12 protein-coding genes are annotated in these 14976 nt (G+C 55.5%); 6 read left to right on the top strand and 6 right to left on the bottom strand.

The genetic code is table 11. The features are described from left to right. Nucleotides 1-185: 185 nt before the first annotated feature. Nucleotides 186-2360: a primosomal protein N' gene (locus V6575_RS13905; RefSeq protein ID WP_422785578.1), complete on the bottom strand. Its 2175-nt coding sequence runs from the start codon at nucleotides 2358-2360 to the stop codon at nucleotides 186-188. A 271-nt stretch (nucleotides 2361-2631) separates the two neighbouring features. On the opposite strand from V6575_RS13905, the gene fsa reads away from it, so the two are divergent. From fsa to V6575_RS13875, 6 genes are all read left to right on the top strand, one after another. After that, nucleotides 2632-3285, top strand: a complete 654-nt coding sequence (fsa, locus tag V6575_RS13900; protein WP_340275117.1) for a fructose-6-phosphate aldolase — start codon at nucleotides 2632-2634, stop codon at nucleotides 3283-3285. Nucleotides 3286-3537: 252 nt separating this feature from the next. Then, on the top strand, nucleotides 3538-4842 hold the full coding sequence (locus tag V6575_RS13895; RefSeq protein ID WP_340275115.1) for a DUF1835 domain-containing protein: 1305 nt from the start codon (nucleotides 3538-3540) through the stop codon (nucleotides 4840-4842). Nucleotides 4843-4896: 54 nt separating this feature from the next. After that, nucleotides 4897-5868 (top strand): tyrosine recombinase XerC, encoded by a 972-nt coding sequence (locus tag V6575_RS13890; RefSeq protein ID WP_422785575.1) that lies wholly within the window; start codon nucleotides 4897-4899, stop codon nucleotides 5866-5868. Nucleotides 5869-6061: 193 nt separating this feature from the next. Next, entirely contained in the window at nucleotides 6062-6289 is a 228-nt protein-coding gene (gene rpsU, locus V6575_RS13885; RefSeq protein ID WP_153770406.1) for a 30S ribosomal protein S21, read from the top strand. A gap of 169 nt (nucleotides 6290-6458) precedes the next feature. Next, nucleotides 6459-6866, top strand: a complete 408-nt coding sequence (locus V6575_RS13880) for a serine/threonine protein kinase (protein WP_340275111.1) — start codon at nucleotides 6459-6461, stop codon at nucleotides 6864-6866. 108 nt (nucleotides 6867-6974) lie between these two features. After that, nucleotides 6975-7202, top strand: coding sequence for a hypothetical protein (locus tag V6575_RS13875; RefSeq protein ID WP_340275109.1), 228 nt, complete (start codon nucleotides 6975-6977; stop codon nucleotides 7200-7202). A gap of 346 nt (nucleotides 7203-7548) precedes the next feature. Here the strand turns inward: V6575_RS13875 and lpdA are convergent, their stop codons facing one another. The 5 genes from lpdA to V6575_RS13850 all read right to left on the bottom strand — a co-directional run bounded on the left by lpdA (nucleotide 7549) and on the right by V6575_RS13850 (nucleotide 14967). Further along, a complete protein-coding gene (lpdA, locus tag V6575_RS13870; protein WP_340275107.1) occupies nucleotides 7549-8952 on the bottom strand; it encodes a dihydrolipoyl dehydrogenase in 1404 nt (467 codons plus the stop codon). A gap of 44 nt (nucleotides 8953-8996) precedes the next feature. Beyond that, complete coding sequence (locus V6575_RS13865) at nucleotides 8997-9755, bottom strand: SDR family oxidoreductase (protein WP_340275105.1); 759 nt, start codon at nucleotides 9753-9755, stop codon at nucleotides 8997-8999. Between the two features lie 3 nt (nucleotides 9756-9758). Beyond that, nucleotides 9759-10373 carry a LysE family translocator gene (locus V6575_RS13860; protein WP_340275103.1) on the bottom strand — a complete coding sequence of 205 codons (615 nt, stop codon included), beginning with the start codon at nucleotides 10371-10373 and terminating at the stop codon, nucleotides 9759-9761. 41 nt (nucleotides 10374-10414) lie between these two features. Continuing rightward, a complete protein-coding gene (gene odhB, locus V6575_RS13855; RefSeq protein ID WP_340275102.1) occupies nucleotides 10415-11914 on the bottom strand; it encodes a 2-oxoglutarate dehydrogenase complex dihydrolipoyllysine-residue succinyltransferase in 1500 nt (499 codons plus the stop codon). Nucleotides 11915-11982: 68 nt separating this feature from the next. Then, nucleotides 11983-14967: a 2-oxoglutarate dehydrogenase E1 component gene (locus V6575_RS13850; protein WP_340275100.1), complete on the bottom strand. Its 2985-nt coding sequence runs from the start codon at nucleotides 14965-14967 to the stop codon at nucleotides 11983-11985. Nucleotides 14968-14976 lie beyond the last annotated feature (9 nt).

Below are 14976 nucleotides of genomic sequence, written 5' to 3'. Positions count from 1 at the left end.
ATTTCAAGCCCCTGCCAACCGTTATTGGAAGCAAGCCCTTGAAATAATTAGGGAATTCAGGGTCTTAAGGTGATACGGCAGAACCGTTCCCCCAAAGTCGCGCCTCAATTAGCACAGGGTTTCCCTGTGTGCAACTTCACCTAAAGGCTGTAGTGCGCCAAATAGGGCTGTTTTTTGTCTCATTGTTACAAAAAATGTTGCGGATCGACGTCGACCTGGACCCTCAGGCCCTTTGTGGCCTTTGGTCCATTGTCCAGCCACTGCCGAATGTAAGCCTGCAGATCGAACTGCCGTGGTGCCATCAATAAAAGGCGAAACCGGTAACGTCCGCGTATCATTGCCAGCGCAGCTTCAGCCGGACCGAGCAGTGTTACCGCTGCCTCATTGGGAGCCCCCCGGGCCAGCGCCCTGGCATAACCTTCGGTCGCCAATTTATCAGGACCGGAGATAACCAATGCAGCCAAACGGCCAAAAGGCGGCAGTCCGGTGGCCCGGCGCGCCTCAATCTCCGCATTGTAGAAAGCGTCGCGATCCTGCGACATCAGCGCTTTCAGGACCGGGTGATCAGGTGAATAAGTCTGAAGAAAGCCCTTACCTCCACCTGTTACGCGCCCTGCCCGACCGGTGACCTGAGCCAGCAGCTGAAAGGTTTTTTCAGCAGCGCGAGGATCGCCATGAGCCAGACCTAGATCTGCATCAATCACACCAACGAGGCGCATCTTCGGAAAATTATGGCCTTTGGCGACAAGCTGAGTTCCGATAACAATATCAGCGCCACCATCTTCAACAATTTTCATTTCTCGCCTGAGCCGCTCAGGTCCACCGGGCAAATCGGACGATAAAATAAGAGTGCGAGCATCGGGAAATAGATTTTCGACTTCTTCGGCGATTCTTTCCACACCCGGTCCACAGGCGACCAGAGAATCGACCGTATTGCAGGATGGACACGCCTTGGGAACCGATTCGTTGTGGCCGCAGTGATGGCAGACCAGCCGTTTTTGAAACCGATGCTCCACCAGCCAGGAACTGCAATGCGGGCACTGAAAGCGATGGCCGCAGGTCCGGCACAACGTCAGCGGCGCATACCCGCGCCTGTTCAGGAACAGGAGAGACTGCGCACCATCGGCAAATGCCTCTTTCATGGCCTGAAAAAGCTCGGGGGCAATCCACCGCCCTCTACTTGGCCCATTCTGGCGCATATCAATGGCCTTCAGGTCCGGTAAAGCCGCCCCGGATGCCCGCTCAGGCAACTCGAATCGCTGATAACGACCCAGATCTGCGTTCACACGACTTTCGACTGATGGTGTCGCTGACGCCAAGACAACAGGAAACCGAGACAGGTGCCCGCGCACAACGGACATATCACGCGCATTATAGGGAACGCGGTCGTCTTGCTTGAAGGCACCGTCATGCTCTTCATCAACGATGATCAATCCGAGATCTGCAAACGGCAGGAACAACGCAGATCGCGCGCCGATGACAACACGCACATCTCCGCTCGCAACACCGCGCCAGACTCGGCCGCGCTTTTTGGGTGTTATCTCTGAATGCCATTCGGCCGGATAAACTCCGAATCGTTTTTCGAACCGCCTTAGGAACTGTTCGGTCAGAGCAATTTCCGGCAGCAATACCAGCGCTTGATGGCCGCGCCTCAGCGCTTCGGCAATGGCCTCAAAATAAACTTCAGTCTTACCTGATCCCGTCACCCCGTCGATCAGCGAGACAGCTGCGCCCTTGCCGAAACTGGCAACCAAACCATCCGAAGCGACCTGCTGCGCCGGAGTCAACTTGGTCTGGGCAAATTCAACCTGTGGAGCAGGAGAAGGTGCCACCGCCGGCAGAGCGACGGATTCCAGAACTTCCTGCTGCAACAGTCCGTCGATGACCGACGTGCTTACCCCTGCAGCTTGAGCAAGAGAGCTCTTGGTCCAGGCCACGCCGTTTTCGGTGACATCCAGAACCTTCTGCCGGGCCGGTGTCATGCGTTCGGGCATCTGCCCTTTTCGCCTGCGCACACCAGATATCGGAGGCTCGTCCTCAAGAGCCTCCTCCGAGCGCAGAACCATTCTCAGCACCATGCCAGGAGGAGACAAGGTCCAGTTAGCAACCCAGTCTATGAAACGGCGCAGCTCTTCATCGAGAGGTCGCGCCGTTTCATAGACCCGGCTTATGACTTTCAACTTGTTCGAATTAATCCCTGCATCAGGCTCACCATCCCACACAGCGCCGAGCACTTCTCTGGGGCCCAGCGGCACCTTGACGATGGTTCCGGGCACCACAGACACCCCGGCTGGAACACGATAAGTATAGGCGCGGGGCACAGCAACAGGGACCAAAACACTCACGATGGTCTCTTTCATGGCCGGGTCGTCGTCAAAAAGCACAGAAATCTTCTTTCCTGAACCAGCACCAAATCTGGTCTCGCGAGGTTACCAAAACCCTATTTTCCATGACCGGGAACCTTGAGGTACGCACACCATAAAAATTCCATCAAACCGAATCAGGGGTTCTTCTGGACGTCATCCTAAGGTAAAGAGACCACGAACAGAGATTCAATCGCTGTCCGCCTTTGTAAACAAGACGGTTAGCGGACCGTGCCCGATCAGGGCGCACACTAGGGAGCATAAGCCCATGAAGTTTTTCGTCGACACTGCAGAGACTGCAGAGATTCAGGAACTGGCCGCAACTGGCCTTCTTGATGGTGTAACCACCAACCCCTCGCTGATCGCCAAGTCCGGGCGCGATTTCAAGGAAGTCATCGCCGAAATCTGCAAGATCACAGACGGTGACGTTTCGGCTGAAGTCGCTGCGACCGATTTCGATGGCATGATGAAAGAAGCGGCCGAGCTGGTAAAGATCGCCGACAATGTCGTCATCAAACTGCCTTTGACCATGGACGGCCTAAAGGCTTGTAAAGCGCTGACAGAAAAAGGTCACAAGACTAACGTGACTCTGTGCTTCTCCGCCAATCAGGCGCTGCTGGCCGCAAAAGCTGGCGCGACTTACGTGTCGCCATTCATTGGCCGCCTTGATGACATCAACATTGATGGCCTGGAGCTGATCCGCGAAATTCGTGTGATTTTCGACAACTACGGCTTTGAAACAGAGATTCTGGCTGCATCCATTCGCACGCCGAACCACGTCAAGGATTGCGCCATCATTGGCGCGGATGTCGTAACAGTACCGCCATCAACCCTGAAGGCGCTGGTGAAGCACCCGCTGACCGACAAGGGCCTGGAAGCATTTCTTGCTGATTGGGCGAAGACCGGTCAGAAAATCGTCTGATTATTTTCGGCGACATCTATTATTCAAACGGCCCGGCTTTCCGGGCCGTTTTTTTGTGGCTGGATGCTGGTACATAGATCTTGCCCTCAGACTAGTGCTACGCCATAATTTGTTCAGGTCCACGGTGGGGCCTCCGGTCTGCGGAAAGGCGTCCACACCGACTTTTGCCGAGCGCCGATGCGCTCACATCATCAGATTCCCGCTCGTTCCGGAGAGGCAGACACTGGACGACAACCGAGCCCGGGGGTCTTCATGACTGACGAAACGCCACACTTGGCGCAATCACCGCTTTTCAGCGAAACTGATCTTTCCCTCAACCTTGATCGCCAGAAGCAACGTGCAAAAGTCCTTCGCAATGAAGCGCGCGCAGGCAACGCTGAGGCTCTCGCCCGGCTGAGCGCACATCATATCCGCTACAAAAATCTCGACACCGTCCAGCTCAAGCTGGCGGATGCGCAATTTGTCATTGCACGGGAAGCTGGCCTTCCAAGTTGGCCAGCCTTGAAGGCGCATGTCGAGCAAATGGATGCTATGGGCCGCGCCATCCAGAACGCAGCCCCTGCCCCCGATGCAGATATGTCAACGCTACACATACGCTGCGGCAATGATATTGAAGCCCCGCTGAAGCGCGCCGGGTTCCTCGGCGATTTTCTTCAATTCTCAGATCCTGTTTGCCAAGGACCCATTTCCGATGAGCCGAATGCCATTACAGAACGGGCGCGATTTATCGCAAGCGAATATCCCGGCGAGGATGAAACAGAGACAATTGATGTTCTCACAAAAGAGCATAACCGCCTGAACAACGCCGGTGATTATGGCCGCATTGTTCTGTGGTTCGAGCATGATCCTTATGATCAATTGCTACTCGTCAAGACACTTGTCCAGCTGAAGGCAACAGGTGCAAACCGGCGCAAAGTCGAATTGGTCAGCCTCGACAGGTTTCCCGGCATTCAAAAATTCATAGGGATCGGCCAGCTGTCGCCAGCAGCCCTTCGTCACATGTATGCTCGCCGCGCGCCTATCTCCGAAGAGGCCTATAACCTTGCTGAGGTGACGTTTTCGGCACTTCTCGTTAAAGACCCGGAAGCACTTCACGCGCTTTCCCGGCACTCCTCGCTTGGGCTGCCTTATCTGGCAGGCGCATTATCCAGATATCTGTCCGAACTACCGGACGTTCAAAACGGGCTTTCCTTCACCGAAAACTCTATTCTAAAGGCTCTTAAGGACAAACCACTGCCATGGGGCCAGGTTTTCCGCAGCTTCATGCAGGCAGTCGATCCACTGCCCTTTCACGGCGACCTGATGTTCCTGGGGACGATGCTCAGGCTGCGGGACGCTGAGCGACCTGCCCTGACAAGCCAGCCAGTCGATATGACCCGCGAGGGCTGGGGTAGGACAGAATTTTCGCTGACTGAGACCGGGCTAGCGCTCCTTGCAAGGGCTCTTGACTGGAAGACCTGCGGCTCAAGGCTTCGCTTTCAAGGCAGCATCACCTGCTTTGCTGATCCGGATTGGCGCTGGGATCCAATAAAACAAATTCCTGTCGCAAAATGCTGACCAGCGCCGCCGCGCATTAACCAAAAACTTGGAGATGAGAGCTAAAGTCTCACTATGTCCTCATCTCCTGCTCCCGTGAATAACCGAGAAGATGCCTTGCTGGTCACGGCAATGCCAGATCTGAATGACCGGATCGGACGCTGGCTTGATCACCTTTCTGACGAACGGCGCCTGGCGGACAAGACACTTATTGCCTATGAACGCGACCTTCGACAGTTTCTGCGGTTTTTGACCAACCATCTGGGCGGCGCACCAAGCCTGAAAGACATTGCAGAGCTGACACCGGCAGACTTTCGGGCTTTCATGGCCCGCAGACGCCGCGATGGCGCTCAAAGCCGATCTCTTGCGCGCGGCATGGCCGGCATTCGGTCTTTTCTGAAATATCTTGAGAAACGCGGCGAAGTGAACGCGGCAGCATCCAGCGCCATCCGCCCACCCAGGCAAGCACGCTCCTTGCCCAAGCCTGTGTCTTCTCGCGATGCCATCGATCTGACAAGTGGCGATTTGGCCATGGAGAGCGACGCCTGGATCGAAGCGCGCAACGCAGCCGTCCTCACTCTTCTGTATGGTTGCGGCCTGCGCATTTCAGAAGCGCTTTCGCTGACAGGCCGCACGGCACCGAAACACGGTGCCAAAAGCATGCGGATCATTGGCAAGGGCGGCAAGGAACGCATCGTTCCGATTCTTCCGGTCGTGACAGAGGCACTAGATGACTACCTGCGCCTGTGCCCCTATGCGGTTTCGGCTGACAGTCCTTTGTTTCTGGGCGCGCGCGGTGGTCCACTCAGCCCGCGACTCATACAATACGCAATGGAAAAGTTGCGCGGCGCACTTGGTCTTGCCGACAGTGCCACGCCGCACGCCTTGCGACATTCTTTCGCCACACACCTGTTGGCAGGTGGTGGCGACCTGCGCACGATCCAGGAACTTCTCGGTCATGCCAGCCTGTCCAGCACGCAAATCTACACCGAAATTGACTCTAAACGGCTGCTGGAAGCTTATGATAACGCTCATCCTCGCCGCTGACGGGCCAACAAAGCAAAAAAACGGCCACGAAGACTCATTTTCTGCGCTTTAGGGGGTGCATTCTTCGGAAAATTTGATAGGGTCGCGCTTTCTGGACCCGCACCTGTGCGTGGATCTACCCACTATGCTGCCTGAAACCCTATGTAGAAGACATATGGCGACGCGCTGCCCGCTAACCGCCAAAGGAGAAATCTTGCAAGTTCTCGTACGTGACAACAATGTCGACCAAGCCCTTCGCGTTCTGAAGAAGAAGCTCCAGCGTGAAGGCGTCTTCCGTGAAATGAAGACACGTCGTGCTTACGAAAAGCCGTCTGAAAAGCGTGCCCGTGAAAAAGGCGAAGCTGTTCGCCGCGCCCGCAAGGCTGCGCGCAAGCTCGCTCAGCGTGAAGGTCTGGCACCAGGCGCACGCGCCAAGCGCTAAGCGTCTCAACAGCAGCTCAGCAATGACCTGCTGCAAGACATTCGATCAGGTTCCACACTTGAGGCGCATAGCCCGTGTGGAACCGGTCGCATTTCAAAGACCCAGTTCAGGTGCCGTTAACACTTCTCTAACGTATGGAGAAGAGTGTCTCCTTTAAGGAGATCTTACGATGCGCCTTCTTTTTCTGGTCTTTCTGTTTCCCTTTTTATTTATCCTTGAAGATACGGTAGAAGCCCGGATCTATTGCCCCCTGCCGGAACACGGCATCTGGGTCAACGACAGCGCTGCAGCAAAAGAGCTCAGCCGCCTCGAGATCGAGACAAAATGCGTCGATGACAGGCTCCACGCCCGGATCAGGGCTTTCACCAAATGCTATCCTCGCGACTGCAAATGGGGCTGGACCAAAGCCAAACAGCGCGATGGTGGCGGCCTGACCGTCATGCTCATAGGCTTCCTCGGCTCCAAACGGGTCGACGTGCGTGGCTTCGATGACCGGCTGGATGCCTATATGACCGACATCTCCCATGATCCCGCGCACCCGGACAAGGTCAAGAGCTACACGCTCAAACGCAAATAGCGTGTATTTCCAAGCGCTTCGCGCATCGGTTTACCAGGCTCCAATTTTCGCCTATCCTAAGGTTAAGTCTCGCTATGGTGCGCGGCTTTAACATGATGGAGATGAGCCATGCGTGTTTTAAAAATCAGCGCGATCATTCTTGCGACAATGTCATTTGCAGCCTCGCCAGTCGTTGCATGCGAATGGGGCAAGACAGCCAAAATGAAGTCCAACATCACCGTGACTGAAGTGACCAAAGCCCCTGCAGCCGGAAATCCTGAGATCGTCATCGCAACCAACGATCAGCCTGTGAACATGACGGTCTTGCCAAAGTCGAAGATCAAAATCGCTCAGTAGCGCAGAACGTACTCAACTGACGGAAAGTCTGGCCGCTTGAGGCGGATTAGTCTCTGCGCGTTTAAACACGCTTAGGATAAGGTTACATTGCAAGCCACCCGTAATCTGTCGAAAATGCCCGAGCACGCGGACCAGCCAAGCAGACCGAATACCCGATCACGGTACTGCACCGCAGGGTAATTGCGCGCAGTGTGTGAACCCATTGCACAACTTTAGTATCTGCAACAGCACCAACATCCTAAGACTACAGCTGTCCCGGAACGGGTATCCCAATTTTACCACGCCCACAAAAAAAGCCGGGCGATTGCCCGGCCTTTTGCATTCAAAAAGAATGTCAGTCAGCTGATCAGGAATGGATCGGCTTGCCGGCGGTGGCCATGGCGGCTTCCTTGACAGCTTCTGACATGGTTGGGTGGGCGTGGCATGTCCGGCCGAGATCTTCAGACGAACCGCCGAATTCCATCAGCACGGCGGCTTCGTGGATCATTTCGCCAGCGCCGAAGCCGACGATATGAACGCCCAGAACCCGATCAGTCGCAGAATCCGCCAGAACTTTGACAAATCCGTCGGTGTTGTTCATGGCGCGCGCGCGGCCATTGGCGGAGAAAGCGAATTTCCCGGTGTTGTAGGCAACGCCAGCCGCTTTCAGCTCTTCTTCCGTCTTGCCGACAGAGGCAACTTCCGGCTGGGTGTAGACCACACCCGGGATCACGTCATAATTCACATGACCGGCCTGACCGGACAGAATTTCGGCGAGGGCAACGCCCTCATCTTCTGCCTTATGGGCCAGCATTGGTCCAACGATCACATCACCTATGGCGTAAATGCCTTCGACGTTGGTCTTGTAATGACCATCTGTCTTGACCCGGCCACGATCGTCCAGCGCGACGCCGGCTTCCGCCAGACCCAGACCTTCGGTGAAGGGCTTGCGGCCAATGGAGACCAGAACGATATCAGCCGCCAGAACTTCCGCATCACCGCCCTTGGCAGGCTCCACGGAGACTTCCAGGCCCTTGCCCTTCTTGGCAACGCCAGTGACTTTTGCACCGAGCTTAAAGTTCAAGCCCTGCTTCTTGAGGATCCGCTGGAACTGCTTGGAGACATCGCCGTCCATCGGGCCGAGGATCTTGTCCATGAACTCGACAACGGTGACTTCTGCGCCAAGACGCGCCCAGACCGAGCCAAGCTCAAGCCCGATTACACCGCCACCGACGACAACCATCTTGCCCGGTACCTTATCCAGTTCAAGCGCGCCGGTGGACGAGACAATCTGCTTTTCGTCAATTTCGACGCCTGGCAAAGACATCACGTCAGAGCCGGTGGCAATCACAATGTTCTTGGCTTCCAGAACAGACTTGGAACCATCATCCGCAGTCACTTCGACCTTGCCCGCAGACAGGATCTTGCCGATGCCGTGATGAGATTCGACCTTGTTCTTCTTCAAGAGAAACGCGACGCCGTTGACGTTCGCATCGATCACTTCGGTTTTGTGCCCCATCATCGCTGGCAGATCCAGCTTTGGCTTTGACACCTTGATGCCGAGCTTTTCAAAACCGTGACCGGCTTCCTCGAACATTTCCGAGGCATGGAGCAGCGCCTTGGAGGGGATACAGCCAACGTTCAGGCAGGTGCCGCCATGGGTCGCCCGCTTTTCAACAACAGCGGTCTTGAGACCAAGTTGAGCCGCCTTGATGGCGCACACATAGCCACCTGGGCCGGTTCCGATGACGACAAGATCATATTGGGACATTACGGTCGCCTTTGCCTTTTTCTTCGTTCGATCCGGTTGCCGGATCAGGGTAGAATCGCGCGTCCACCGGAGACATCCAGGATTGCGCCAGTCGTGTAACTGGCTTCTTCTGAAAGAAGCCACATGATTGCTTTTGCCACTTCGTCCGCTGTTCCGGCGCGCTTCATTGGCAGGTTTGCCTCAATCTTCGCAACCCGGTCCGGAAGACCGCCAGAGGCATGTATGTCTGTATCGATGATGCCAGGGCGTATACCGTTGACCCGAATGCCTTCATCCGCGACTTCAAGAGCCAGACCAACAGTCATTGTATCAATCGCGCCCTTGGAGGCAGCGTAATCGACATATTGGGAGGCCGATCCGAGTTTGGAAGCTGCGGACCCCACATTCACGATTGCACCGCCCTTGCCGCCATGACGCGTTGACATGCGCTTCACCGCTTCGCGGGAGCACAGGAAGGAGCCAACGACATTGACTGCGAACATGCGTGTCAGACGCTCGGCAGACATTTCATCCACCCGCGCCGGATAGTCAACAATACCGGCATTGTTGACCAATGCGGCAAGCTGGCCGTGTTCATCGCAGGCGGCAAAGATCGCCAATACGTCGGCTTCTGATTGCACATTGCCCTGAATTGCAAACGCTGCCCCGCCGCGCGCTTCAATCTTGGCCACAACAGCATCTGCTGCGGCTTTGTTGTGCACATAATTAACAGCAACGGCATGACCAAGTTCGACAGCTCGCAGACAAGCTGCCGCACCAATCCCACGGCTTCCTCCGGTTACCAGAACGATGCTTTGTGCCATGGATTACTGCTCCGCCAGCGCCAGGCGCAGGCCGAAACCTGCGAATGTGGCGGCGATTGTTCTGCGCATCCACAACATCACCCGATCACTGCGCAGGACTTTCTCGCCGACATGTGCCGCAGAAAGTCCATAGACTGCAAAAACGCCGAATGTCATGGCCATGAAAACGCTGCCGTACATCAGCAATTCCAGTGTGGGATTACTCGCCGTCGGGCTGACGAATTGCGGCAGAAACGCCAGAAAGAACACCGTCAACTTCGGATTGAGAATGTTAATCAGGCAGGCGGTGCGTGCCGTTGCCACACCCCCCTTGCGCGTATCCTGATCAGCTTTCAGGTCTAAGGGACCACTGGTTTTCAACGTTTGCCAGGCCAGATAAAACAGGTAAGCAACACCAGCGTATTTTACGGCCTGAAAGACGAGAGCACTGCTGTGCATCACGGCGGCCAGGCCGACGACCGATGCAATCATTGCCGGCACGATCCCGAGCGTGCAGCCGACGGCGGCGACAATGGCCGCCTGCCGTCCTTTACCAAGTCCGACCGCGACCGTGTAGACAACGCCGGTTCCAGGAACCAGTATCACTATCAGGGCCGTGATCAAAAACTCCACACTCATATTCCGGCTCCCTTGAGCATCGGATCAGGACAAGGACCGGTTTAGAGATCCAGAACCAGCCGCTGAGGATCCTCAAGGCTTTCCTTGATGCGAACCAGGAAGGTCACGGCCTCCTTGCCGTCCACGACGCGGTGATCGTAGGACAGAGCCAGATACATCATCGGACGGATGACAACCTGACCATTCACAGCCATTGGCCGTTCCTGGATCTTGTGCATGCCCAGAATACCGGACTGCGGTGCATTCAGGATTGGCGATGACATCAGCGAACCATAGACACCACCATTGGAGATGGTGAACGTGCCGCCTGTCATGTCAGCCATGCCGAGCTTGCCGTCACGTGCCTTACGGCCAAGGTTGCCGATTTCCTGTTCGATTTCAGCAATTGACATCTGGTCCGCGTCGCGAACAACTGGAACGACAAGACCCTTGTCCGTTCCAACAGCCACGCCAACGTGGCAGAAGTTCTTGTAGATCAGGTCCGTGCCGTCGATCTCGGAGTTAACTGCAGGAACTTCCTTCAGCGCATGGCAGACAGCCTTGGTGAAGAACCCCATGAAGCCCAACTTCACGCCATGCTTCTTCTCAAACAGTTCCTTGTACTGCTTGCGCAGTTCCATGATCGGACCCATGTCCACTTCATTGTAAGTGGTGAGCATCGCAGCCGTATTCTGTGCATCTTTCAAGCGACGCGCGATGGTCTGGCGCAGCTTGGTCATGCGAACACGTTCTTCACGGCTCTCATCATCTGCATTGACCGTGCCACGTAGAGCGGCGGGCTTGGCAGCAGCGGAGCTGGTTGCACCAGAAGCAATAGCAGCGATCACGTCGCCTTTAAGGACCTGACCGCGTTTACCTGAGCCTGCAACCTGATCTGCAGAGATGTTCTTCTCTGCCATCATTTTAGATGCCGATGGCGCTGCAGGCATGCTTGATCCACCAGCAACTGGGGCTGCGGCTGCATCAGGCGCAGCAGCAACGGGCGCTGCAACAGCGGCCTGACCAGAGCTATCGATCTGACAGAGCAGTGCACCGGGTTCCACAGTATCGCCCGTGTTAGCTGAAATCTTGACGATCGTACCTGCGACGGGGGCCGGAACTTCCTGAGCGGCCTTGTCGGTTTCCAGCTCGACAAGCGTGTCATCAGCCTTGACCACATCACCGACCTTGACGCTCCATTCGCCAACTTCGGCTTCTGTCACGGATTCGCCCGCACTTGGCGTGATGACGTCAACGAGTGTTGCAGCAGAGGCCGCCGGAGCCGCTGGCGCTGCCTTGACTGCAGGTGCAGTTGCCGCAGCAGCCCCTTCTGCAATCTGACCAAGAAGAGCGCCCACTTCAACAGTGTCCCCTTCTTTAACCAAGATGCTTTCTAAAGTGCCGGATGTCGGAGCCGGTACTTCAACAGTTACCTTGTCAGTTTCCAGCTCCACCAAAGGCTCGTCGGCCTTGATAGCGTCGCCTGGCTTCTTGAACCACTGGGCGATCGTTGCTTCGGATACTGATTCACCTAGTGTTGGGACGCGAATTTCGGTTGCCATGGTCGCCTTCTCTTAAGTTTGCCTGGCCATTTCCGGTCATGGCGGGGGCCACGAAGGGCCCCCAAATATTATTTTGCAAACGCCTCGTCGAGGAACGCTTGAAGCTGTGCAAGGTGTGCGGACATCAGACCGGTTGCGGTCGACGCCATGGCCTTACGGCCTGCATAGCGTGGACGCTTCACCTTGGCATCAATCTGCTCGAGCACCCATTCGATGTAAGGCTCAACGAAGAACCAGCTGCCCATGTTCTTCGGCTCTTCCTGACACCAGACGGTATCCGCATTCTTGAAGCGGTTAAGCTCCATCGCCAAAGCCTTCTTCGGGAACGGGTAGAGCTGTTCCACACGGAGCAGATAAACATCGTCGATACCGCGCTTTTCGCGTTCTTCATAAAGGTCATAGTAGACCTTACCCGAACACATCACCACGCGGCGGATCTTGTCATCCGGCACCAGCTTGATAGCGGCATCCGCTTCCATTTCCGCATCATCCCAAAGGAGACGGTGGAACGTGGAATCATCCCCCATCTCATCAAGACGGGATACGGCGCGCTTGTGACGAAGCAGAGACTTCGGCGTCATCAAAATGAGCGGCTTGCGAATGTCGCGCTTGAGCTGGCGACGCAGAATATGGAAGTAATTTGCCGGCGTCGTACAGTTCGCCACCTGCATATTGTCTTCCGCACACATCTGCAGGAAGCGCTCGAGCCGTGCTGACGAATGCTCTGGCCCCTGACCTTCATAACCATGCGGCAGAAGGCAAACCAGACCAGACATACGTAGCCATTTACGCTCGCCCGATGAGATGAACTGATCAAACAGTACCTGGGCACCGTTTGCAAAGTCACCAAACTGGGCTTCCCAAAGTGTCAGCGCTTTCGGCTCGGTGAGCGAATAGCCATATTCAAACCCAAGTACCGCTTCTTCAGACAGCATCGAGTTGATGACTTCATAACGCGCCTGATTGTCAGCGATGTTGTTGAGCGGGATAAAACGGCTTTCGTCTTCCTGATCATACAGAACGCTGTGGCGCTGAGAGAACGTTCCGCGTTCGCAATCCTGACCGGACAAACGAACAGCATGGCCATCCTTCAGTAGTCCGGCAAATGCCAGAGATTCCGCAGTCGCCCAGTCAACGCCCTTGCCAGTATCAATCATCTTCTCGCGGTTCTTCATGAACCGCGAAATTGTCCGATGGATGTTGAAGCCTTCAGGGACAGCCGCAAGGCGATGTCCGATCTCGGTAAGCTCAGGCATTGGAATACCAGTCTGACCGCGACGTGGATCTTCTTCATCGGCCGCACGCTTCATGCCAGACCATTTGCCGTCCAGCCAATCAGCCTTATTGGGCTTGAAGGCCTGACCTGCATCAAACTCACCATCGAGATGAGCACGCCATTCGGCCTTCATCTCGTCGACTTCTTCAGTCGAAACGACGCCTTCACTGACCAGCCGCTCCGAATAGATCTGCAGCGTTGTCGCATGCTTGCGGATCTTCCGGTACATGATCGGCTGTGTGAACGCAGGCTCATCGCCCTCGTTGTGGCCAAAGCGACGGTAGCAGATCATGTCGAGTACCACCGGCCGACCAAACATCTGGCGGAATTCAATCGCGATTTTCGCTGCGAAAACGACCGCCTCCGGGTCATCTGCATTGACGTGGAAAATCGGCGCTTCAATCACCTTGGCCATGTCGGATGGATACGGCGAAGAACGCGAGAAACGTGGGTTCGTCGTGAAGCCGATCTGGTTGTTAATGATCACATGAACAGAGCCACCGGTGCGGTGACCGCGCAGAGCCGACAAACCGAAACACTCAGCCACAACGCCCTGTCCAGCAAACGCTGCATCACCGTGCAACAACAACGGCAGAACCTTGGAACGATCGACTTCAGTGGTCTCGACGAAATTTCCAGCCACTGCCGACAGCTGATCCTGCTTGGCGCGAGATTTACCCAAAACAACGGGGTTGACGATTTCCAGATGCGACGGGTTTGCCGTCAGCGACAGATGAACGTCGTTGCCATCGAAAGAACGATCCGCAGATGCACCGAGGTGGTACTTCACATCACCGGAGCCTTCCACGTCATCCGGGGCAGCAGACCCACCCTTGAACTCATGAAAAATAGCTCGGTGAGGTTTGCTCATAACCTGAGACAGAACGTTCAAGCGGCCACGGTGGGCCATGCCGAAAACGATCTCTTTCAGACCCATTTGGCCGCCGCGCTTGATGATCTGTTCAAGCGCCGGTATCAAAGCTTCACCGCCATCAAGGCCGAAACGCTTGGTGCCCGTGTATTTCACATCAAGAAATTTTTCGAAGCCTTCGGCCTCGACCAGCTTGTTCAGAATAGCCTTCTTGCCTTCTTTGGTGAAGGCAACATGCTTGTCCGGACCTTCGATGCGCTCCTGGATCCAGGCCTTAGCAGCCGGGTCAGAGATGTGCATGAATTCGACACCCAGCGTCGAACAATAAGTCCGCTTCAGAATGTCCATCATCTCGTTGAGCGTGGCATATTCCAGGCCCAGCACGTTATCGATGAAAATCCTGCGATCCCAATCGGCATCAACGAAGCCGTAGGATGAGGGGTGAAGCTCTTCGTGGTCGCCCGGTGTCGACAGTTTCAGAGGATCCAGATCAGCATGAAGGTGACCGCGCATACGATAGGCGCGGATCATCATCAGCGCGCGAACCGAATCACGCGTTGCCTGATGAACTTCGGCGTCCGACAGCGGAGCGCCTTTTGCGTCTGATTTTTTCTTGAGCTTGTCGCCGAGCTTTTGCTCGATCGGCGCCCAATTGCCATCGAAGGCATTGACCAAGTCGCCATTGGCTTCAATTGGCCAATCTTTACGCTTCCAGGGTGCTCCGCGGGCTTCCTTCAGGACGTCTTCTTTTTCGTCCTGGAAGCTCGCAAAAAACTCCTGCCACTCGGCATCAACCGAGCTCGGGTTTTCCTTGTACTGAGCGTAGAGGTCTTCGATATAGGCTGCGTTGGCGCCGTAAAGCAACGACGTCAGTGCGAATACATTGTTCGCTTCCTGCCGTGCCATATTTATCCA

Origin of the sequence: Roseibium algae, from assembly GCF_037783265.1 — a bacterium.
Classification (GTDB): domain Bacteria; phylum Pseudomonadota; class Alphaproteobacteria; order Rhizobiales; family Stappiaceae; genus Roseibium; species Roseibium algae.
The sequence above is the reverse complement of the archived record's forward strand: the minus strand, read 5'-3'. Positions and strand labels throughout refer to the sequence as shown.